At 71.8% G+C, this 21,163-nt stretch carries 18 protein-coding genes; 12 read left to right on the top strand and 6 right to left on the bottom strand.

Annotation, left to right across the window (positions count from 1 at the left end):
• The first annotated feature begins 143 nt into the window (after window positions 1–143).
• From ACLJN9_RS07555 to ACLJN9_RS07530, 6 genes are read left to right on the top strand one after another with little or no spacing between them, the layout of a single operon-like run.
• Window positions 144–1,004 carry an STAS domain-containing protein gene (locus ACLJN9_RS07555; protein ID WP_410810377.1) on the top strand — a complete coding sequence of 287 codons (861 nt, stop codon included), beginning with the start codon at window positions 144–146 and terminating at the stop codon, window positions 1,002–1,004.
• The gene (locus ACLJN9_RS07550) at window positions 1,004–1,414 is read left to right on the top strand and encodes an STAS domain-containing protein (protein ID WP_410810376.1); all 411 of its coding nucleotides are present in this window, start codon (window positions 1,004–1,006) and stop codon (window positions 1,412–1,414) included. The genes ACLJN9_RS07555 and ACLJN9_RS07550 overlap by 1 nt, the downstream gene beginning before the upstream one ends.
• A complete protein-coding gene (locus ACLJN9_RS07545; RefSeq protein WP_410810375.1) occupies window positions 1,411–1,827 on the top strand; it encodes an ATP-binding protein in 417 nt (138 codons plus the stop codon). The genes ACLJN9_RS07550 and ACLJN9_RS07545 overlap by 4 nt, the downstream gene beginning before the upstream one ends.
• Window positions 1,824–2,837: a SpoIIE family protein phosphatase gene (locus ACLJN9_RS07540; protein ID WP_410810374.1), complete on the top strand. Its 1,014-nt coding sequence runs from the start codon at window positions 1,824–1,826 to the stop codon at window positions 2,835–2,837. Before ACLJN9_RS07545 ends, ACLJN9_RS07540 begins: the two co-directional genes overlap by 4 nt.
• On the top strand, window positions 2,834–4,189 hold the full coding sequence (locus ACLJN9_RS07535) for a sensor histidine kinase (protein WP_410810373.1): 1,356 nt from the start codon (window positions 2,834–2,836) through the stop codon (window positions 4,187–4,189). The genes ACLJN9_RS07540 and ACLJN9_RS07535 overlap by 4 nt, the downstream gene beginning before the upstream one ends.
• Window position 4,190: 1 nt before the next feature.
• Complete coding sequence (locus tag ACLJN9_RS07530) at window positions 4,191–5,729, top strand: SpoIIE family protein phosphatase (protein ID WP_410810372.1); 1,539 nt, start codon at window positions 4,191–4,193, stop codon at window positions 5,727–5,729.
• Window positions 5,730–5,767: 38 nt separating this feature from the next.
• Here the strand turns inward: ACLJN9_RS07530 and ACLJN9_RS07525 are convergent, their stop codons facing one another.
• Entirely contained in the window at window positions 5,768–6,034 is a 267-nt protein-coding gene (locus tag ACLJN9_RS07525) for a helix-turn-helix domain-containing protein (RefSeq protein ID WP_410810371.1), read from the bottom strand.
• Window positions 6,035–6,124: 90 nt separating this feature from the next.
• Here ACLJN9_RS07525 and ACLJN9_RS07520 point away from each other — a divergent pair, with 90 nt between their 5' ends.
• Genes ACLJN9_RS07520 through ACLJN9_RS07510 form a run of 3 tightly spaced genes read left to right on the top strand, consistent with a single transcriptional unit; the run spans window position 6,125 to window position 8,888 of the window.
• Complete coding sequence (locus tag ACLJN9_RS07520) at window positions 6,125–6,661, top strand: PadR family transcriptional regulator (protein ID WP_410810370.1); 537 nt, start codon at window positions 6,125–6,127, stop codon at window positions 6,659–6,661.
• On the top strand, window positions 6,658–7,359 hold the full coding sequence (locus ACLJN9_RS07515; protein WP_410810369.1) for an ABC transporter ATP-binding protein: 702 nt from the start codon (window positions 6,658–6,660) through the stop codon (window positions 7,357–7,359). The genes ACLJN9_RS07520 and ACLJN9_RS07515 overlap by 4 nt, the downstream gene beginning before the upstream one ends.
• A complete protein-coding gene (locus ACLJN9_RS07510) occupies window positions 7,356–8,888 on the top strand; it encodes an FtsX-like permease family protein (RefSeq protein ID WP_410810368.1) in 1,533 nt (510 codons plus the stop codon). Before ACLJN9_RS07515 ends, ACLJN9_RS07510 begins: the two co-directional genes overlap by 4 nt.
• Before the next feature lie 40 nt (window positions 8,889–8,928).
• Here ACLJN9_RS07510 and ACLJN9_RS07505 read toward each other — a convergent pair whose 3' ends face one another.
• Both ACLJN9_RS07505 and ACLJN9_RS07500 read right to left on the bottom strand, forming a co-directional pair.
• Window positions 8,929–9,114: a hypothetical protein gene (locus ACLJN9_RS07505; RefSeq protein WP_410810367.1), complete on the bottom strand. Its 186-nt coding sequence runs from the start codon at window positions 9,112–9,114 to the stop codon at window positions 8,929–8,931.
• Between the two features lie 79 nt (window positions 9,115–9,193).
• Complete coding sequence (locus ACLJN9_RS07500) at window positions 9,194–11,290, bottom strand: S9 family peptidase (RefSeq protein ID WP_410810366.1); 2,097 nt, start codon at window positions 11,288–11,290, stop codon at window positions 9,194–9,196.
• A gap of 95 nt (window positions 11,291–11,385) precedes the next feature.
• Here ACLJN9_RS07500 and ACLJN9_RS07495 point away from each other — a divergent pair, with 95 nt between their 5' ends.
• The gene (locus ACLJN9_RS07495; protein WP_410810365.1) at window positions 11,386–12,744 is read left to right on the top strand and encodes an FAD-binding oxidoreductase; all 1,359 of its coding nucleotides are present in this window, start codon (window positions 11,386–11,388) and stop codon (window positions 12,742–12,744) included.
• Window positions 12,745–12,805: 61 nt separating this feature from the next.
• Here ACLJN9_RS07495 and ACLJN9_RS07490 read toward each other — a convergent pair whose 3' ends face one another.
• Entirely contained in the window at window positions 12,806–13,237 is a 432-nt protein-coding gene (locus ACLJN9_RS07490; protein ID WP_410810364.1) for a hypothetical protein, read from the bottom strand.
• Between the two features lie 46 nt (window positions 13,238–13,283).
• On the bottom strand, window positions 13,284–15,353 hold the full coding sequence (locus tag ACLJN9_RS07485; RefSeq protein ID WP_410810363.1) for a SpoIIE family protein phosphatase: 2,070 nt from the start codon (window positions 15,351–15,353) through the stop codon (window positions 13,284–13,286).
• A gap of 325 nt (window positions 15,354–15,678) precedes the next feature.
• On the opposite strand from ACLJN9_RS07485, the gene ACLJN9_RS07480 reads away from it, so the two are divergent.
• The gene (locus ACLJN9_RS07480; protein ID WP_410810362.1) at window positions 15,679–20,046 is read left to right on the top strand and encodes a HAMP domain-containing protein; all 4,368 of its coding nucleotides are present in this window, start codon (window positions 15,679–15,681) and stop codon (window positions 20,044–20,046) included.
• Window positions 20,043–20,597, top strand: a complete 555-nt coding sequence (locus ACLJN9_RS07475) for a two-component system response regulator (protein WP_410810361.1) — start codon at window positions 20,043–20,045, stop codon at window positions 20,595–20,597. The genes ACLJN9_RS07480 and ACLJN9_RS07475 overlap by 4 nt, the downstream gene beginning before the upstream one ends.
• A 9-nt stretch (window positions 20,598–20,606) precedes the next feature.
• Here ACLJN9_RS07475 and ACLJN9_RS07470 read toward each other — a convergent pair whose 3' ends face one another.
• The gene (locus ACLJN9_RS07470; protein ID WP_410810360.1) at window positions 20,607–21,104 is read right to left on the bottom strand and encodes a GbsR/MarR family transcriptional regulator; all 498 of its coding nucleotides are present in this window, start codon (window positions 21,102–21,104) and stop codon (window positions 20,607–20,609) included.
• Window positions 21,105–21,163 lie beyond the last annotated feature (59 nt).

Here is a 21,163-nt window from a genome sequence, read left to right as displayed (position 1 = left end):
GAACGGTATCCCACGAACAGGGTCGGACGCAGAACGGGAGCCAGGATCCGGCGGCCATCATCATTTCCGTTGCTACGGAGCAAGTAGTTGATCAGTTGCCGGTGATAGAGTCCGGCCCGTTCCAGGTCGAGGGGGGTTTCGCAATGGCGTTGAGCGCCGAGGAAAGTGGTCGACTCGCCGCGTTGCTGAGCGGGCACGCCGAACGGGTCACGTCTCGGTGGACGGAGATCGTCACCAGTTCGTTGCGCGGCCGACTGAGCCAGGCGGAGCTGCGCCGACAGGTCCAGGACCTGCACCACGCCATCGTGACGACCGGCGAGCAGGGCAGCATCGACCTGACCGCCGAGACCGCCGCCGAACTGCGCGCCGCGCTCTCCGAGCTGTCCCGTGGCAGGGCACGGCAGGGCTTCTCCGCCACCGAGACCGCGATCAGCGTCTTTGCGCTCAAGGACGTACTGGCCGGGCTGGTGCAGGAGGCCGGTGGCGACAACGCTCTGCGCGACTACGTCGCCTTCTCCGGGCTGGTCGACGAGCTGGGCCTGTTCACCTTCGAGAGCTTCGTCCGCACCCGGGAGAGCCTGATCGCCGACCAGGCCGAGCAGCTGCTCGAGCTCTCCACCCCGGTGGTCAAGCTCTGGGAGGGCGTCGTCGCCGTTCCGCTGGTCGGCACCCTGGACTCGGCCCGGGCCCAGGTGGTGATGGAGCGGCTGCTGCAGACCCTGGTCGACACCGGCTCCCCGTACGCGATCATCGACATCACCGGTGTGCCGGCGGTGGACACCCAGGTCGCCCAGCACATCCTGAAGACCGTGGTGGCCGCCCGGCTGATGGGCGCCGACTGCATCATCTCCGGCATCCGCCCGCAGATCGCGCAGACCATCGTCGCGCTCGGCATCGAGTTCGGTGACATCGCCACCAAGGCGAGCCTCGCCGACGCGCTGCGCCACGTGCTGCGGCTGACCGGCGTGGACAACGCGCGCCGGCAGTCACGCCGGGACGTCTGATGGAACGGGTGCCGATCCTCAAGATCGGTGACATCCTGCTCGTCTCGATCCAGGTCGACATGTCCGACCAGATCGCCGTCCAGCTCCAGGAGGACCTGGCCGAGCGGATCGTCGCCACCGGCTGCCACGGCGTCATCATCGACATCACGGCGCTGGACATCGTCGACTCCTTCGTCGGGCGGATGCTCTCCACCATCGCGTCGATCTCGAAGGTCCTCGACGCGGAGACGGTGGTGGTCGGTATGCGCCCCGCCGTCGCCATCACCCTGGTCGAACTGGGGCTGTCGCTGAACGGCATCCGTACCGCCCTGAATGTCGAGCGCGGCATGGAGCTGATCGCGGCGGCCCGCGCCGACGAGCACGAGTACCAGCTCGACGACGATCCGGACGCCGAGGCGGCCACGCCGTGACCACGGGCGTCGACCTGGGCCCGCAGGCGCAGGCGATCGGGAGTGACGAGGACGTGGTGCGCGTCCGGCAGATGGTCCGTGCCGTGGCGGTGGCCGTCAAGCTCTCCCTGGTCGACCAGACCAAGGTGGTCACCGCTGCGAGCGAGTTGGCCCGCAACACCCTGGTGTACGGCGGCGGGGGCTCGGCCGAGGTGACGACCGTGGACAACGGACGCCGAAAAGGTGTCCGGATTGTCTTCGCCGACTCCGGGCCCGGCATCGCCGACCTCGATCTGGCCCTGACCGACGGCTACACCACAGGCGGTGGGCTCGGGCTCGGGCTCAGCGGGTCCCGTCGACTGGTCGACGAGTTCGAGATCGAGACGTCCGCGGAGACCGGCACCCGCATCACGGTCACCAAGTGGTCCAGGTGAGCGGAGACGCCGTCACGGACAGCGGCATCTGGTTCCAGGTGGAGTCCGGCGGCGCGGCCAGCGCCGTCCGGCGTGCAGCCGAGCGACTCGGCGCGCAGGTGGAGATGGGCCAGTCGCGCATCGCCGACCTGGCGATCGTCGCCGCCGAGCTGACCAGCAACCTCGTCAAGCACGCCGACGAGGGCTTCCTGCTGCTCCGGCCGGTCCGCCGGGCCGGGGAGGCCGGTGTGGAGCTGGTGGCGATCGACTCCGGCCCCGGCATGGCCGATCTGACCGTCTCGTCCCGGGACGGGCACTCCACCACCGGCACGCTCGGCATCGGCCTGGGCGCCATCTTCCGGCAGGCCAGCTGGTTCGACGCGTACTCCCTGCCCGGCCGGGGAACCGTCCTCGCCGTGCAGGTCTGGCCGGCCGAGCCGGCGCGGCCGTCGTGGGCCGGCGCCCTCGCCCGGCCGCTGCCCGGCGAGACGGTCAGCGGCGACGGGTACGCCGTGCGGGTCGCCGACGGGCGGCACCAGGTGCTGGTCAGCGACGGCCTGGGGCACGGCCCGCTGGCCGCCGCCGCGACCGAGGCGGCGCTGGCCGCGTTCCGCGACGCCCCGGCCGCACCGCCGGCCGTGGTGGTCAGCCACCTGCACCGGGCCATGTCGCACACCCGTGGCGCGGCCCTGGCGGTCGCCGAGCTGGCACCGGCGGACGGCATACTGCGCTACGCCGGCCTGGGCAACATCTCCGGCGTGGTCGTCGAGGGCGACGGCAAACGCCGAGGGCTGGTGTCGCTGCCCGGCATCGCCGGGCACCAGCGGCCGACGGTCCGGGAGTACGACTATCCGTTCGGGCCGGCTGCCCGGCTCGTCATGCACAGCGACGGTGTGGTCGACCGCTGGCGGTTGACCGACTATCCGGGCCTGGCGGAGCGGTCCCCGCTGGTGATGGCGGCGACCCTCCTGCGGGACGCCGGAGTGCGGCGCGACGACGCCTGCGTGTTGGTCGCGAGGTCCTGGGAATGACCGAGCCGCGTGTGCCGCCGCTGCTGCAGATGGCGCTGCGGGTCGAGCACGACATCTTCGTGATCCGCCAGCGGGGCCGTGAGGTGGCCGCGGTGGTCGGTCTGGAGCACCAGGACCAGATCCGGATCGCCACGGCCCTCAGCGAGGTGGCCCGGGACCTGCTGCGGATGAGCGGAGGCGCGGACGTCTCCTTCCGCGTCGAGGCCGGCGTCGACGGTCGGTTCCACCTCCGCGCCGAGCTGGCCCCGGTGACCCCGCTGCCCGATGGGTACGAGCCACAGTCCGGCGCCGTGTCCCGACTGGTCGACACCCTGCGCGTGTCGCGCGTCGAGGGGGCTACGGTCGTGGGGATGTCCCGACGAGTCCCGGCCAACGCGCCGACGCCGACCCCGGAGCGGCTCGCCGAGTTCCGCGCCGAACTCGGCCGTACCGCGCCGGCCAGCGCGCTCGACGAGTTGACCGCGCAGAACGGACAGCTCATCGCGGCGCTCGACGAGGTGCGCAGCCAACGCGACGATCTGGCCGTGCTGAACGAGGAGCTGGCCGAGACCAACCGCGGGGTGCTGGCGCTCTACAACCAGCTCACCGAGGAGCTGGAGGAGACCAACCGGGGCGTGGTCGCGCTCTACGCCGAGTTGGACGAGAAGTCGGCCCAGCTGCGCGCGGCGAGCGAGTCCAAGAGCCGGTTCCTGGCCAACGTGAGCCACGAGCTGCGCGCCCCGGTCACCGCGATCATCGGGTTGGGGCGGTTGCTCACCGACACTGCCTCCGAGCCGCTCACCGGGGAGCAGGGCCGCCAGGTCGAGCTGATCCGCTCGTCGGCGGCGGACCTGCTCGGGCTGGTCAACGAGCTGTTGGACCTCGCCAAGGCGGAGTCCGGCCGGATCGAGCCGGACTGGGCTGAGGTCGACCTGCGTCAGCTCTTCGGCCAACTGCGCGGGACCCTGCGCGCGCTGGCCACCCGACCGGAGGTGGAGCTGGTGGTCGAGGAGCTGCTGTCACCGGCCGTCCTGCGCAGCGACGAGGTGCTGCTCGGCCAGGTGCTGCGCAACCTGCTGCACAACGGGTTGAAGTTCACCGAGCGCGGCGAGGTGCGGCTGCGGGCCCGGCAGAGCGACGACCGGTGGAGCTTCACGGTCAGCGACACCGGCCCCGGCATCGCGCCGGAGCTGCACGAACGGATCTTCGAGGAGTTCTACCAGGTGCCGGGCGCCACCCGGGTCGGCGGCACCGGCCTCGGCCTGCCGTACGCCCGGCGCCTCGTGACGCTGCTCGGCGGGACGCTGGAGTTGACCAGCGAACCTGGCCGGGGCAGCACGTTCACGATTTCCCTGCCCGTGGACGGAGCGTGACGTGGACGGCGGGCCGGCGACCGTCCTGGTGGTCGATGACAGTCATACGAAGCGCTATCTGCTGGTCAGCTGGCTGACCCGGGCCGGGTTCACCGTGATCGAGGCGGAGAACGGCGCCGAGGCCCTGGCCCGGGTCGAGGTGGAGCGGGTCGACCTGGTGGTGCTCGACGTCCGGCTGCCCGACCTGAGCGGCTACGAGGTCTGCGAACGGATCAAGGCGGCGCACCCGGCGATGCCGGTGATCCACGCGTCGGCGCACGCCGTGGACGTGGCCGACCGCGCCCAGGGGCTGACCCGGGGCGCCGACGCCTACCTGACCGAGCCGATCGAGCCGGAAGAGCTGATCGCCACCACCCGGGCGGTGCTGCGCTACTACCAGGCCCGGCAGCGCGCCGAGCTGCTCGCCGAGCGACTGCTCGTGCTGGCCGACACGACGTTGGCGGTGCACGCCGCGTCGACCTTCGCCGGGCTGCTCGAGGCCGCCGCCGAGGGTGCCGCGCAGATCTTCAAGAGCCCGGTGGCGGTGGTCGCCGAGACGTTCGACGGCGACTGTCTGGCCGCGATCGCCCCGGGCCCCGGCGCCCGGGCCACGCTGGTGCCGTGGGTCGTCGACGACACCGGGGTGCCGACCGGCGCGACGGTGCGGGTGCAGGACCCGGCGGCCTGGGGGCTGGTCGAATGGCCGGCGGGCGACTCGGTGACGGTTGCCGCTGCCCGGCTCCGGGAGGATCGGGCACCGCTGTACGTGGTGGTCCCCACCGGCACCCAGACCGCCCGGACCCCGGTGCTGGTGCAGCTCGCCCAGGCGGTGGCGGCGGCGGTGGAGGCGCAACGCTCGTTCGACGAGGAGCACCGGATCGCGGTCACCCTCCAGCGCAGCCTGCTGCCGCGTCGACTGCCCGAGGTGGTCGGCCTGGACCTGGCGGTGCGCTACGAGCCGGCCAGCGCACAGACCGAGGTGGGGGGCGACTTCTACGAGTTGGTCATGCTCGACGGGCACCTGCTGCTGGCGATCGGCGACGTGGCGGGCCACTCGTTGCACGCGGCGACCGTGATGGCCGAACTGCGGCACGCCGTGCGGGCGTACGCCGTGGAGGGCCACCAGCCCGGCGAGATCCTGCACCGGGTCAACGAGCTGATGCGGACCCTGCTGCCGACCGAGATCGCCACGCTCTGCGTGCTGCTGCTGCACCCGCCGACCGGGCGGATCCGGCTGGCCAGCGCCGGTCACCTGCCGCCCGTGCTCAGCCTGGACGGCAAGGTGGAGTTCGTGCAGCACACCGCACCGCTGCTCGGCGTCCGCGCTCCCCGCCCGGCCGACCTGGAGTTCGTGCTACCGGCCGGGGCCACGCTGGTGTTCTACACCGACGGGCTGATCGAGCGTCGGGACGCCACCATCGACGAGGGGCTGGCCGCGTTGGCCGCGCTGTGCGGCACGGTGGACGAGGATCTGGACGCGTTCTGCGCCCGGCTGCTGGTGGAGCTGGCCCCACCGGAGATCCACGACGACGTCGCCGTGGTCGTGCTGCGCCGCCGCTGAGGTTGCCCAGGGCGGTGCGCGGTCCGTCGACCCGGGCCCTACAGGACCGATCGGGCGTACGCGGCGGGCGACACGCCGGCCACGGCGGTGAAGTCGCGGACCAGGTGGGCCTGGTCGCTGTAACCGAGGTCGGCGGCGAGGCCCGCCCAGTTCGGTGGCCCACCGGCGGCCTGCTCGACGGCCTCCTGGAGCCGGTAGCGGCGGATCACCCATTTCGGGCCGACCCCCACGTACTCGAGGAGGCGCCGTTGCAACCGGCGGACCGGGACGTCGTGCCGCGCGGCGAACTCGTCGACCTGGACCACCTCCTCGGCCAGACCGGCCGCACACCCACCTGGCCGCCCACCTCCTGACGGTGGTTGACAGGTGTATTCGCTGAGTGAATAGTGACAGGCGTGTCGACGCCGCACCTTCTACTCGGGCTGCTGGCCGGCGGCAGTCGGCACGGCTATGAGCTCAAGCGAGCACATGACGAACGGCTGCCCCAGGCCCGGCCGCTGGCATTCGGGCAGGTCTACGCCACCCTCGGCCGACTGCAGCGCGACGGCCTGGTGGCCGCCGCCGGGCAGGGTCGGTCGGCGGGTCCGGACCGCACGGCGTTCGCGCTGACCGGCGAGGGCCGGGCAGCACTGGACCAGTGGCTGTCAACCGTGGAGCCACCCATGCCGTACGTGGCCAGCACGCTCTTCACCAAGGTCGTGGTGGCCCTGCTGGTCGCCGACGTCGACCGGGCCCGGTCCTACCTGATCGCCCAGCGGGCCGCGCACACCACGCGGCTGCGCGAGTTGACCACGGTCAAGGCCGATCCGGTCGCCACCCTCAGCGATGTGGTCGCGGCGGACTTCGCGATCGTCCACCTCGACGCGGACCTGCGCTGGCTGCACGCCACCCTGGACCGGGTCGCCGACTGGCACCGGGAGGTGCATCCGTGACGCAACTCCAGGCTCGCGGGCTGGTTCGGGCGTACGGCCCGACGCCCGCCCTGCGCGGCGTGACGCTCGACGTGGCCGCGGGCGAGATCGTGGCCGTCACCGGCCCGAGTGGCTGCGGCAAGTCGACCCTGCTGCACTGTCTGGCCGGGATCCTCCGCCCGGACGCCGGCGAGGTCACCTGGCGGGGTCATCGCATCGACTCCCTGTCGGAGGCGGCCCGGTCCCGGCTGCGGCGCACCGAGTTCGGGGTGCTGTTCCAGTTCGGCCAGTTGGTCGCCGAGCTGACCGCGGCGGAGAACGTCGCCCTGCCGCTGCTCCTCGCCGGCACGGGGCGGCGAGAGGCGCGGACGGCGGCGCTCACCTGGCTGGAGCGGTTCGGGGTGGCCGAGCTGGCCGACCTGCGGCCCGGTGAGATGTCCGGCGGTCAGCAGCAGCGCTGTGCCACCGCTCGGGCGCTGGTCACCGAGCCGCGGGTGCTCTTCGCCGACGAGCCGACCGGCGCCCTGGACACGCTCACCGGTGAGCAGGTGCTCACGCAGTTGGTCCGGCTGGCCCGCGAGCAGCAGACCGCCGTCGTGCTGGTCACCCACGAGCCGCGGATCGCGGCGTACGCCGACCGCGAGGTCATGCTGCGCGACGGCATGGTCGACCACACCGGCCTGGGGCTGGACGTTCCGCTGGCCGGCGGCATCCGGTGAGGCCGGGCACCCTGGTGCGGCTGGCGCTGGCCGGCACCCGCACCGACACCGCCCGGGTGCTGCTCACCGCGCTCAGCGCCCTGCTGGCGACCCTGGCCGGGTTGGCCGCGCTCACCGTGCTGGCCATCCCCACGCCCGCGGCGACGGACGACAACCCCAACAGATACTCGGAGCAGTACCTCGACGCCCTGCTCGTGGAGCCCGGGTTGCGCGGCGGGGTAGCGCTCGCGCTGCTGCTGCTCATGATCCCGGTGCTGGCACTGGCCGGGCAGTGCGCCCGGCTCGGTGCGCCAGCGCGGGACCGCCGGCTGGCCGCGCTCCGGCTCGCCGGCGCCACCCCCGGCCAGGTCACCAGGCTGGCGGTGCTCGAGACGGGTGTTGCCGCGCTGCTCGGCACGCTCGTCGGGCTGGGCACCTACCTGGTCGCGCGGGACCTGCTGCACCGTCCCGACCAGCGAGGCCATCTGGCCCTGCCCACCGACGTGCTGCCGGCGCCCGGTGCGATGGCTGCCGTGGTGCTGGGCCTGCCGGTGCTCGCGGCGCTGACCACCACGCTGATGCTGCGTACCGTCACCACCACGCCGCTCGGAGTCACCCGCAGGGCCCGCCGGACACGCGGCCCCAGGCCCTGGGCGGGGCTGATGATCGGGCTGGGTCTGCTCTCCTTCGCCTCGATCCGTTCGGTGTTCACCCGCTGGGAGGGCGACGAGGGGCTGCTGATCTGGCTGGTGCCGCTTCTGTACCTGGCAGGCGGCCTTGCGGCAATGATCGGAGTGGTGGTCGGCACCGGGTGGATCTCGTACAACTCTGGCCGACTGCTGCGCCGACACGCCCGCCGCCCGGCGGCGCTGCTCGCGGCGGGCCGGCTGATGGCCGATCCGTGGGCCGGCAGCCGGACATTCGCCGCGCTGCTCGCCGCGTTGATCTTCGGAGCGGGCGCGGCCGCCATGCGAGCCAGCTTCACGCTCCAGGGTCAGATAGAGCGCGAGCAGAACCGGCTGGCCGGGTTCGACGGTGGCAACGACCCGTTCTACCTGTCCACGATGGACCTCGTCGACACCGCGGTGGCGGTGGCCGTGCTGATCGCCACGGGCGGCTTGATCGTGGCGCTCGTCGAAGGGATAGTCGCGCGCCGCCGCGCCTACGCGGCCCTGGTCGCCACCGGGGTGCCGCGCGGCACGTTGAGCCGGTCGGTGGCCTGGCAGGCACTCGCCCCCGCCGTGCCGGCGATCCTGCTCGCCCTCAGCGTGGGCATCCTGCTCGGCCGAGGGCTGGCCGGGCCGGTGTCGTCGAGCGGGTCGTCACAGGAGATCTGCGAGGCGGCGGCCGAGGTGTGCGCCGACCCCGCCACACGCGAGCCCTACGTACGGGTCGTGGAGCTCCCCACGGTCGACCGGATGCCCGACGTACCGCTGGAGCAGCTGGCCTGGCTCGGGGCCGGCGCGCTGGCCGCGGTGCTGGTGACGGTCGGCGTCGGCCTGCTCTTCCTGCGGCTCAGCACCGCGGTGGAGGAACTACGCACCACCTAGGCCGGTGCTGCCCCGAGCGTCTCTCGGGCGAGGGCCGCGGTCAGGCGCTGAGCAGGCCGGTGGTGAGTGCGACGAGCGTGCCCGCGACCGTTGAGCAGCAGCACACCAGCAGGCCGGCGACCACGGCGAGGATCAACCAGACCCGGCGGTCCCGGGCCAGCGCCGCCACGCTCGGCCGCCGAACGGCCTCGACCGGCTCGCTGTCACCCTCCGCGGCACCGGTCACACGGGCAAGTCTAGGCCCGGGCATCGGCGGACGTCCGGGCGTCCACGCTGCCCGGACTCCGCGGTTGTCGGCCGACCCGTCAGGCGCGGCCGATGCGGTCCAGGATCCAGGCGTTGATGAACGCCTCCTCGCGCCAGGAGTCGTAGCGGCCGCTCGGACCACCGTGCCCGGCACCCATCTCGGTCTTGAGCAGGTAGTCGCCGCCCGGGGCGACCGCCCGCAGTCGGGCGATCCACTTCGCCGGCTCGGAGTAGAGCACACGGGTGTCGTTGAGGCTCGTCACGGCGAGGATGGCGGGATAGTCCACGGCCGCCACGTTCTCGTACGGCGTGTAGGACTTCATGTACGCGTACACCTCGGGGTCGTCGAGGGGGTTGCCCCACTCCTCCCACTCGGTGACGGTCAGCGGCAGCGACGGGTCGAGGATCGAGGTGAGCGCGTCCACGAACGGCACCTGCGCGACGATGCCGGTGAACGCGTCGGGGGCCAGGTTGGCCACCGCGCCCATCAGCAGGCCGCCGGCCGAGGCACCCCGGGCGACCAGCCGGTCGTTGGCCGTCCAACCGGCCTTGACGAGGTGTCGGGCGCAGGCGACGAAGTCGGTGAAGGTGTTCTTCTTGGCGAGCATCTTGCCCTGGTCGTACCAGCGCCGGCCCAGCTCACCGCCGCCCCGGATGTGCGCCACCGCGAAGACCACACCACGGTCCAGAAGGGACAGTCGGGCCACGGAGAACCACGGGTCCATGCTGGCCTCGTACGAGCCGTACCCGTACAGCTCGCAGGGGGCCGAGCCGTCGCGGGGCGTGCCGACATGGCACACCAGCGAGATCGGCACCCGCGTGCCGTCGTCGGCGAGTGCCCAGTCGCGGTGCTGCTCGTACTCGGCCGGGTCGTACGGCCGTCCGTCCGGGCCGGGCAGCACGGGCTTCTGCCTGCGCAGCACCATCTGACGGGTGACCAGGTCGAAGTCGTAGATCGAGTCGGGGGTGACCAGCGAGGAGTAGCGCAGCCGAACCTGCCCGGCGCGGTATTCCGGGTTGGCGTCCAGGCCGACGCTGTACAGCGGCTCGGGAAAGTCGATGTCGTACTCGCCGCCGCCGCCGACCGGCAGCACCCGCAGCCCGGTGAGCCCGTCGGTGCGCAGCGACACCACGAGGTGGTTGGCGAAGGCGTCCACCGCCTCCAGCCGGGTGCCGGGACTGTGCTCGATCAGCGGCACCCAGTCGCCCGGTGTGTCCGCCGAGGTGAACGCGAGCGCGAAGTCCTCGGCGCCGTCGTTGTGCAGGATCAGGAAGCGGTGGCCGTGGTGCTCCACCGCGTACTCGATGCCCTGCCGGCGGGCCGCGATAACAGCCGGCGCGCCGGTCGGGTTGCCGGCCGGGATCACCCACACCTCGCTGGTGACCTTGCTGTGGATGTCGATCAGGATGAAGTTCTCCGACCGGGTCAGCTCCACACCCACCCAGAACCGCTCGTCGTCCTCCTGGTGGACGACCACGTCGTCGGTGGCGGCCGAGCCGACGGTGTGCCGCCAGACCCGGTTCGGCCGCCAGGCGTCGTCGACCGTCACGTAGAACAGCACCGAGGCGTCGGCCGACCAGGCGGTGCCGTAGAACGTGTCCGGAACCTCGTCCGGCAGCAGCTCACCGGTGTTCAGGTCCTTGATCCGCAGGGTGAACCGCTCGTCGCCGGAGAAGTCGGTGGAGTATGCCAGCCAGCGCCCGTCCGGGCTGACGTCGAAGGCGCCCAGCGAGAAGAAGTCGTGCCCCTCGGCCAGCAGGTTGCCGTCGAGCAGCACCTCCTCGCCGTCCAGCGGGGCGCCGTCCGCGCTGACCGGCGGGTTGGTCTCGCCGTCCCGGACCACACGGCGGCAGTGCACCCCGTACTGCTGCCCCTCGATCGTCCGGGTGTAGTACCAGTGCCCATCCTTGCGGGTCGGCACGGACAGGTCGGTCTCCCTGGTGCGCCGGCGGGTCTCCTCGAACAGCGTCGTACGCAGCTCGGCCAGGTGCGCCGTGCGCTCGTCGGTGTACGCGTTCTCGGCGGTCAGGTAGGCGATCGTCTCCGGGTCGTCCTTGGCCGCCAGCCAGGCGTACTCGTCGGTGACGGTGTCGCCGTGGTGGGTGCGCTCGGCGGGCACCCGCTTCGCCGCGGGCGGGGCAGTCTCGGTGGTCACGGCGCCACGTTACCGGCCGGCCCGCCCGGTGTGCCGGACCAGCGGCATCCCGATAGTCGCCACCACCGCATTCGAACACATGTACGATGGCCGACATGGCGGCAGCAGCGCACTCCCTCGGTCGGTCCGCGGCTCTCGAGATCACCCGGCGGTTGACGGCGATCTGTGGTCCCCCGTTCGCTCGACAGGGTGGGCCGGCCGACGAGGTGGCCGGGCGACCGGCCCGCTGGGTGGCGGTGCCGGGTGGTCCGCACGCCGCGGCCGAGGTCCTGCGGCTCGCCGCCACACACGACCTGTCAGTGGTGCCCCGGGGCGCCGGCACCAAGATCGACTGGGGTGCCACGCCCGTGCAGGTCGACATCATGCTCGACACCGGCCGGCTGGCCGGCATCGGTCACGAGCCGGTCGGCGCGCCGGTGGTCGAGGTGGGTGCCGGCACCCCGCTGCGGGCGGTGCAGGCCACGCTGGAGCGCACCGGGCAGCGGCTGGCCGTGGACGCCCCGTCGCCCGGTGCCACCCTGGGCGGGGTGCTCGCCGCCGGTGAGGCGGGCCCGCTGCGACACCGCCACGGCAGCCCCTGCGACCAGCTCCTCGGCGTCCGCTATCTGGGCGCCGACGGTGAGCTGGTCAGCGCCGGCGGCGGCGCGCCCGGCCTCGACCTGGCCCGGCTGCTCTGCGGCTCGCAGGGCGCGCTCGGCGTGTTGGTCTCGGCGAGCCTGCGGGTGCAGCCGGTCCCGGCCAGCCGGCTCTGGGTGTCCCGGCCGGTGTGGACGCCGCTGGAGGTGCACGACCTGGTCCGGATGATCCTCGCCGCACGACTGGAGCCGGCGGCCATCGAGCTCGACCTGCCGGGTGGGGCACCGAGGCCCCGGTCGCCCTACCCGCCCGGCCACCCGGGGGCCACCGCCCGGGAGCGCCACCCCTCGATGTCCGGGCGGGCCGGCGCCCCGTCCCGGGCGGGCAGCCTGGTGGTGCTGCTCGAGGGCGGGCCGGCCGACGTCACGGAGCGCGCCGAGCGACTGGTCGGCCTGCTACACGGCGAAGCCACCGTCACGCACTCCCCACCGCCGTGGTGGCGCCGCTACCCGTTCGCACCCGGCGACACGGCGCTGCGACTGGAGGTGCCGATCAGCGACCTGCACGCCGCTGTCTACGCGTTGCGCGACGCGGCCGGTGCCCCGGTGCCGGTGCGGGGTTCCGCCGGGCTGGGCGTGGTCCACGCGGCGCTGCCCGGCGCGATGCCCGCCGACCGGGTGGCGTCCATTCTGGCCGCCGTCCGTGGGGTCCTGCTGGCCCGACAGGGCCGCTGCGTGGTGGTGTCCGCGCCGGCCCCGGTGCGGCAGGCCGTCGACCTGTGGGGTGAGCTGGCCGGCCTGACCCGGCTGCGAGCAGCCAAGGAGCACCTCGACCCGGAGCATCGGCTCGCCCCCGGCCGCCTACCCGGAGGGCTGTGAGTCGGGCGTGCCGTGACGGGCGGGGCCGTGATCACGCAGGCGCGCCGCTATAGCCGAGCGGTCAGTCCAACCACCACTGGCGCATGTCCGCCAGCAGTGGCGTGAACCGGACCACCAGCACCAGCAGCAGGCCCACCGCGCCAGCCAGCAGGAGCACCCGGCTCGTCCTGGGCAGGACAGCGCGTTTGCGGGCGACCAGCACCACCGCGACAAGCGCCAGCGGCGGCCCGAGCGTCTCTCCCGCCAGATAGAGCACCGCCACCACACCGTAGAGCCAGAAAAACGGGTTGAGCGCGTGGTCGCCGAACGGGATGACGTCCTTGGGGTCGTAGGCGCCCGTCAGCATCTCGGCCGAGCCGACCCCGGCAACCGCCATCCGGCTCAGGTAGAGCAGGAGCACGACGAGGAACGCCCCGAGAAACGCCAACTGCCCAACGATCAACGCTCGGATCGCCGGCCGGGAGGACGACGCTGCCTGCACAACACTCGGCATGGCCGTCAATCTAGTCGGCCCGCCGGTACGGCGAGGGCCCGTGCGGTCAGGTCGCGTCGTTGCGGACGACGAGGATGGCGATGTCGTCCCGGGGCCGCTCGACCGAAAAGTTGATCGCGGCGGCACGCAGACGGGCGGCCACCACGTCGGCCGAGTAGCCGGCCAGAGGCGCGGCCGCGTCCCGCAGCCGGTCGGTGCCGAACAGCTCCCGGCCGCGCCGCCGCTCGGTGACCCCGTCGGTGTAGAAGATCAGAGAGTCACCCGGGGCGAGGGTGATCGCCGCCGTCGGCGAGGTGATCGTGTCGAGCAGGCCCAGCGCGGTGCCCCCGATGCCGACGAAACCGGCGCCGCCCGCCCCGGCCAGCAGCACCGGCCGGTCATGCCCGGCCAGGTGCAGCGAGACGTCCAGGCGGTCGCCGTCGCCCGGCCCGACCGCCGCCAGGGCCAGCGTGCAGTATCGGCCGCCGCCCCGCTCGACCAGTGTCTCGTTGAGCCGGGCCAGCGCCTCCGGCAGCGGCTTGCCGTCGCCGACCAGCACCCGGATGACGTCGCGAACCAGCCCGGTGACCGCAGCCGCCTGGACGCCCTTGCCCGAGACGTCCCCGATCACCACCAGCCAGCGCCCGTCGGGCAGTGGCACCACGTCGTAGAAGTCGCCGCCCACCTCCGCGTCGTCGCCGGTCGGGACGTACTCGGCGGCGAAACCGATCCCGTCGACCAGCGGTAGCACGGGTGGCAGCAGGGACTGCTGGAGCGTCTGCGCCACCCGGCGGCGCTCGGCGTGGATCCGGGCGTTCTCGATGGCCAGCGCGGCCCGCCGGGCCACGTCCTCCAGCACCGCCACCTCGTCCGGGTCGTGCCGGTGGCGCTGGTGCCGCCCCACCGCCAGGGTGCCGAGCCGCTGCCCGCGCGCGATCAACGGGACCGCGAAACCCTCCATCGGTCCACCGAGCGGTATCTGCGCCGCACTGCGGGACGCCTCACGCAGCCGGGCCTGGATCGAGTCCGGATCGGTCTCCGCCAGCACCTTGTGCAGCTGCGGAAGCACCGACTCGTCGGCGTGGGTGGCCGCCGCCAACCGGAGCCGGCCCCACTCGTCGGTGGTGTGCACCGCGCACCACTGGCCGAGCCGGGGCACGACCAGCTGCGGGATCAGAGCCATGGTCAGCTCGACGTCCAGCGACTGGGCCAGCAGTTCACTCGCCTCGGCCAGGAAGGTCAACCACGCCTGCCGGCGTACGTCGGCCCGCCGCAGCCGGTCGTTCTCCAGGTGCAGCGAGAGCCGCTCGGCGGTGAGCACCGCCAGCGGCCGGGCGTACGCCGACGGCGCCGCGTCCAGCTCCAGCTCTCCGGCGTACGGGCGGTTCACCGTCAGCGGCACCCTGAGCAGCTCACCGTCGGCGCGGGGTTGCCGGCCGAAGCGGGCCAGCACCTGGGGACCCTGCCCGTCGCCCCGGTCCAGGCGGATCGTGCCACCGGCCGCGCCCACCATCTCGCCGACCCGGCTGAGCAGGCTGGTGGCGAAGTCGGGCAGCGGGTCGTCCGCGTACACGTCGGGTGCGGTCTGCATGAGTTCGCTCATCGCGCCGGCGCTCGGCGCGGAGCTGTCGACGGCGGCACCGGGGCCGGCCGACGTCGACGTGCCGCCGGCGCTGGCCCCCTCCGGCGGGTCTCCGCCGGGGCGGTCGATCCGGAACCAGACACCCTTGCCGGTGGGCAGGTACGTGGTGCCCCAACGGCTGGCGAAGTGGTCGACCAGCAGCAGCCCCCGCCCCCGCTCCGAGACCTCGTCGATCTCGGTGGTGTCGTTGCGGGTGCCGACGGTCAGCTCGTCGCCCGTTCCGGGCGCGAAGTCGGAGACGGTCACGGACAGCCCGACCTCGTCCGCGACGACCTCGATGTCCAGTTCGGTGCGGGCATGTTCGACGGCGTTGGTGGTGAGCTCGGTGGTGAGCAGCAGGGCCTCGTTGGCCAGTTCGTCGAGGGCCGCCTCGGTCAGCACCGAGCGGACGACGGCACGGGCGGCGGCGGGCGTACGGCGGTCTGCGGGCAGGCGGACACGCCGGACCGCCCCGTTGCGGGCCCCGGCCGTCGCGGGCCCCGCCCCGGCTGACACCCTCGTATCCTCCACCGTCGCCGGGCCGGGTGCCAACCCGATCGGGCATCGCGCGGCCCGCGCGACGGAAGGGCACCTCAGCTGAACCAGCGCCGGAGTGGGGGATCCCTCTCGGCATGTGCCGGATCGGGCCGTCGACAGCTGGTGTGGCACCCGGGCGAGGTGTGCGACGCGGCGTACCGGATCGGTCTTCATCGCGCGGATCTGCGTGTGTGCTGGGCCAACCGGCGGGTCGCGCACCCTGGCACTGCGGCTCGCGCGGGCACAATATGGGGAGCCGGCGTGTCCGAACGGGCCGGCGGCCCCCCGAGTTGAGCGAGGAATCATGACCACGGCGAAGCAGTCGGTGGCGGATCCGTCCGCGCCCGACCACGAGGCGCTCCTCGACGAGTTGACCGAGGCGCTGCGACGGGTCCGTCACGGCGATCTGAAGGTTCGCCTGCCCCGCCGCGCCGGCACGGCCGGTGAGGTGGCGGACGCCTTCAACGAGGTGGTCTCGCTCCAGGAGCGGCAGTATCTCGACCTGCGGCGGATCAGCCGGATCGTCGGTCGGGACGGCCGGCTCACCGAGCGGCTGGACGACGAGGGGCTGGACGGCTCCTGGGCGGAGGGGCAGCGGGCGATCAACTCGTTGATCGACGACCTGGGCCGGCCGACCACCGAGATCGCCCGGGTCATCGTCGCGGTCGCGGACGGCGACCTGTCGCAGCACATGGCCCTGGAGATCGACGGGCGGCCGCTGCGCGGTGAGTACCTGCGCATCGGCCGCACCGTGAACACGATGGTCGACCAGCTGTCCTCGTTCTCGAACGAGGTGACCCGGGTGGCCCGTGAGGTGGGCACCGAGGGCAAGCTGGGCGGCCAGGCCGACGTCCGGGGCGTCGCCGGCACCTGGAAGGACCTCACCGACTCGGTGAACACGATGGCGTCGAACCTCACCTACCAGGTGCGGTCGATCTCACAGGTGTCCACGGCCGTGGCCAAGGGGGACCTGTCCCAGAAGATCACCGTGTCGGCCAAGGGTGAGGTCGCCGAGCTGGCGCACACCATCAACTACCTCACCGACACGCTGCGGCTGTTCGCCGAGCAGGTGACCAGGGTGGCCCGCGAGGTGGGCACCGAGGGCAAGCTGGGTGGCCAGGCCGAGGTGCCGAACGTGGCCGGCACCTGGAAGGACCTGACCGACAGCGTCAACTCGATGGCGTCGAACCTGACCGCCCAGGTGCGGAACATCGCCCAGGTCTCCACGGCGGTGGCGCGGGGTGACCTGTCGCAGAAGATCACGGTGGCGGCGCAGGGCGAGATCCTGGAGCTGAAGGACACCGTCAACACGATGGTCGACCAGTTGTCGTCGTTCGCCGACGAGGTGACCCGGGTGGCCCGTGAGGTGGGCATCGAGGGCAAGCTCGGCGGCCAGGCCCAGGTGCGGGGGGTCTCCGGCACCTGGCGCGACCTCACCGAGAACGTCAACCAGCTCGCCGGCAACCTGACCAGCCAGGTCCGCAACATCTCCCAGGTCTCCACGGCCGTCGCGCGCGGCGACCTCTCGCAGAAGATCACGGTGGATGCCCAGGGCGAGATCCTGGAGTTGAAGAGCATCGTCAACACGATGGTCGACCAGTTGTCGTCGTTCGCCGACGAGGTGACCCGGGTGGCCCGTGAGGTGGGCACCGAGGGCAACCTGGGTGGTCAGGCGCAGGTCAAGGGCGTCAGCGGTACGTGGCGTGACCTGACCGACAACGTGAACTCGATGGCGTCGAACCTGACCAGCCAGGTCCGCAACATCGCGTCGGTGACGACGGCGGTGGCCAAGGGTGACCTGTCGCAGAAGATCACGGTGGATGCCCGGGGTGAGATCCTGGAGTTGAAGTCGACGGTGAACACGATGGTGGACCAGTTGTCGTCGTTCGCCGACGAGGTGACCCGGGTGGCCCGTGAGGTGGGCACCGAGGGCAAGCTCGGTGGTCAGGCCCAGGTGCGCGGCGTCGCCGGTACCTGGCGCGACCTGACCGACAACGTCAACTCGATGGCGTCGAACCTGACCGCCCAGGTGCGGAACATCGCCCAGGTCTCCACGGCGGTGGCGAAGGGTGACCTGTCGCAGAAGATCACGGTGGATGCCCGGGGTGAGATCCTGGAGTTGAAGTCGACGGTGAACACGATGGTGGACCAGCTGTCGTCGTTCGCCGACGAGGTGACCCGGGTGGCCCGTGAGGTGGGCACCGAGGGCAAGCTCGGTGGTCAGGCGCAGGTGAAGGGTGTCTCCGGCACCTGGCGTGACCTGACCGACAACGTCAACTCGATGGCGTCGAACCTGACCGGCCAGGTCCGCAACATCGCCTCGGTGACCACCGCCGTGGCCAAGGGCGACCTGAGCCAGAAGATCACGGTGGACGCGCAGGGCGAGATCCTGGAGCTGAAGTCGACGGTGAACACGATGGTGGACCAGCTGTCGTCGTTCGCCGACGAGGTGACCCGGGTCGCCCGTGAGGTCGGCATCGAGGGCAAGCTCGGTGGTCAGGCGCAGGTGAAGGGCGTGTCCGGCACCTGGCGTGACCTGACCGAGAACGTCAACCAGCTCGCCTCGACCCTGACCACCCAGCTGCGGGCCATCGCGCAGGTGTCCACCTCGGTGACCCGGGGTGACCTGACCCAACGAATCGCGGTCAAGGCGCAGGGCGAGGTCGCCGAGCTGAAGGACAACATCAACCAGATGATCGTCACCCTCCGGGAGACGACCAAGAAGAACGCCGAGCAGGGCTGGCTGGATTCGAACCTGGCCCGGATCGGCGGCCTGTTGCAGGGCCAGCGCGACCTCGGCGAGGTCTGCCGCATGATCATGACCGAGGTGACCCCGCTGGTCGACGCCCAGCTCGGCGCCTTCTTCCTGGCCGACGACTTCGACGGCAGCATGCGGCTGCGGCTGACCTCCTCCTACGGATACGTCGCTCGGGGCCACGACGTCACCTTCGGCCCGGGTGAGGGCCTGGTCGGGCAGACGGCGCTCTCCCGCCGGACGATCCGGGTCAGCGCCTCACCGAACAGTCGGCTCACCCTGCGCTCCGGCCTGGCCGAGACGCCTCCGTCCGACCTCGTGGTGCTCCCGGTGCTGTTCGAGGGGGAGTTGCTCGGGGTGATCGAGTTCGCCAGTGTGGCGGCCTTCTCCGAACTGCACCTGTCGTTCCTGGAGCGGCTGGTGCTCACGATCGGCATCGCGGTCAACACCATTCAGGCCAACCGGCGTACGGAGGAACTGCTGGCCCAGTCGCAGCGGCTCGCGCACGAGATGCAGGAGCAGTCGGCGGAGTTGCAGCGCACCAACGCCGAGTTGGAGGAGAAGGCGACCCTGCTCTCCGAGCAGAAGGGCAACATCGAGACGAAGAACCGGGAGATCGAGTTGGCCCGGCTCGGCCTGGAGGAGAAGGCGCAGCAGCTCACCCGGGCCTCGGCGTACAAGTCGGAGTTCCTGGCCAACATGAGCCACGAGCTGCGGACGCCGCTGAACTCGTTGCTGCTGCTGGCCCGGTTGCTGGCCGAGAACTCGGAGCAGAACCTCAGCCCGAAGCAGATCGAGTTCGCACGGACGATCCACGGCTCCGGTTCCGATCTGCTCCGGTTGATCGACGACATCCTGGACCTGTCCAAGATCGAGGCGGGCCGGATGGACGTCGAGCCGACCGAACTCCGGTTCGCCGAACTTCGTGGCTACGTCGAGCAGGCCTTCGCCCCGCAGGCGGAGGAGAAGAACCTGGACTTCCAGGTACGGGTGAGCAGGGATCTGCCGCCGGCGCTGGTCACCGACGCGCAGAGGTTGCAGCAGATCCTTCGCAACCTGCTCTCCAACGCGGTGAAGTTCACCGACAACGGCGCGGTGACACTGCGGATCGCCCCGGCGGCGGAGAACGCGATCTTCGACGTGCCGGCGCTGACCAACGCCCAGCAGGTGATCGCCTTCACCGTGATCGACACCGGGATCGGCATCTCCGACGACAAGCTGTCGATCATCTTCGAGGCGTTCCAGCAGGCGGACGGGACGACCAGCCGCCGCTACGGCGGCACCGGCCTGGGCCTGTCGATCAGCCGTGACCTGGCTCGGTTGATCGGGGGCACCATCACCGTGTCGTCGGCGCCCGGGCAGGGGTCGACCTTCACCCTGTTCGTACCGCAGGTCTTGGCCCCGGACGCGGTGGTCGCGCCCCAGCTGCCGTCCGCGCAGCGCGCCGGGCTGCCGTCGTCGCTGCTGATGCCGCCGATCGAGCTGCTGCCGGCGCGACCGGAGGCGCCGGCCACCCGCCAGCTGGACGGGTCGACCGTGCTGATCGTGGACGACGACGTGCGCAACGTCTTCGCCCTGACCAGCGCATTGGAGCTGCACGGGATGACCGTGCTGTACTCGGACAACGGAGCGGACGGTGTCCGCCTGCTGGCCGAGCACCCGGAGGTGAACATCGTGCTGATGGACGCCATGATGCCGGACCAGGACGGGTACGAGACCACGCGCCAGATCCGCCGCAACCACCGGTTCGCCGACCTGCCGGTCGTCTTCCTGACCGCGAAGGCGATGCCGGGGGACCGCGAGTCGGCACTTGCGGCCGGCGGCAGCGACTACATCACCAAGCCGGTCGACCTGGACGATCTGATCGAGCTGATGTCGTCCTGGATCAGCGGCAGCCGGACCAAGGAGACCTCGTGACCCAGTTGGCCAAGGCGCTGCTCGTGGACGACCGGCGGGAGAACCTGATGGCCCTGGAGGCCATCCTCCAGGGCCTGCCCGTCCAGTCGGTGGCGGTGGAGAGTGGCGAGGCGGCGCTCAAGCAGTTGCTGGTGGACGACTTCGCGGTGATCCTGCTGGACGCGCAGATGCCGGACATGGACGGTTTCGAGACTGCCGGCCACATCAAGCGCCGGGAGCGGACCCGACACGTGCCGATCATCTTCCTCACGGCCGCGGACCGGGACGCCCAGCTGGCTCTTCGCGGTTACCAGGTGGGCGCGGTCGACTACCTCACCAAGCCGTTCGACCCGTGGGTGCTGCGGGCCAAGGTGTCGGTCTTCGTCGAGCTGTGGGTGAAGACACGGCAGCTGGCAGCCCAGTCGGACCTGGTACGGGAGCGCGACACGCAGTGGCGACGGCTCACCGATGCGGTGGACGAGGCCACGACCCTGCTCCGGTCCGACGAGCCGGAGGCCCGGGACCGGGCGGTGCGACTGCTCGAACACGCCCGCTGGGGCAACACCGCCTGACGGGGGTGCTCAGTCCTCGCCGGGCCGGACATGGCCGGTGGCGGCTCGACGCGCCCGCCACCGCTCGCCCAACGAGTCGATCTCTTCCTGCACGAAGAGGAAGAAGTCCCGCATCTCGGCCACCCGTTCGCCGGCGGTCGTATCGGGGCCGTTGAGGGCGGCCACTCCGCCCTCGGCCGCGTCGATGAACGTCTTGTAGAGCCCGGTCTTGGTGATCGTCGCCTCGTACCAGGGGTTGTCCGGCATGCGGTAGCGGTCCCGGCGGGAGCGGGGGACCGGCTCACGGATCAGCATGCGGAACTGGGTGAGGTAGCGGACTGCGCCGCTGACCGCCGCCGCGCTCACCCCGAGCCGCTCGCCGATCTCGGCGGCGGTGAGCGGGTCGTCGGCGCTCATGACGGTGAACAGAACCCGTGCTGCCATTCGTGGAAAACCGACCTCGGCGAAGGTCAGGGCCATCCGCTCGACGAAGAGATGCACCGGATCGTGGCCGTCGACGGCTGCCATGGCGGTGTCTCCTGCCTCTCGCGTGGGACCCGATGGTGCCCTGACTTCCACTGTCTTCA

Source organism: Micromonospora sp. 067-2 (assembly GCF_046549295.1).
Lineage (GTDB): Bacteria > Actinomycetota > Actinomycetes > Mycobacteriales > Micromonosporaceae > Micromonospora.
This window is presented reverse-complemented; position numbering and strand designations above follow the sequence as displayed.

Bases quoted from the DNA above. Each gene is read 5' to 3' on its own strand.
- ACLJN9_RS07555 (WP_410810377.1), top strand. From the start codon at position 144: ATGGCGTTGAGCGCCGAGGAAAGTGGTCGACTCGCCGCGTTGCTGAGC.
- ACLJN9_RS07550 (WP_410810376.1), top strand. From the start codon at position 1,004: ATGGAACGGGTGCCGATCCTCAAGATCGGTGACATCCTGCTCGTCTCG.
- ACLJN9_RS07535 (WP_410810373.1), top strand. From the start codon at position 2,834: ATGACCGAGCCGCGTGTGCCGCCGCTGCTGCAGATGGCGCTGCGGGTC.
- ACLJN9_RS07495 (WP_410810365.1), top strand. From the start codon at position 11,386: ATGGCGGCAGCAGCGCACTCCCTCGGTCGGTCCGCGGCTCTCGAGATC.
- ACLJN9_RS07490 (WP_410810364.1), bottom strand. From the start codon at position 13,237: ATGCCGAGTGTTGTGCAGGCAGCGTCGTCCTCCCGGCCGGCGATCCGA.
- ACLJN9_RS07480 (WP_410810362.1), top strand. From the start codon at position 15,679: ATGACCACGGCGAAGCAGTCGGTGGCGGATCCGTCCGCGCCCGACCAC.
- ACLJN9_RS07470 (WP_410810360.1), bottom strand. From the start codon at position 21,104: ATGGCAGCCGTCGACGGCCACGATCCGGTGCATCTCTTCGTCGAGCGG.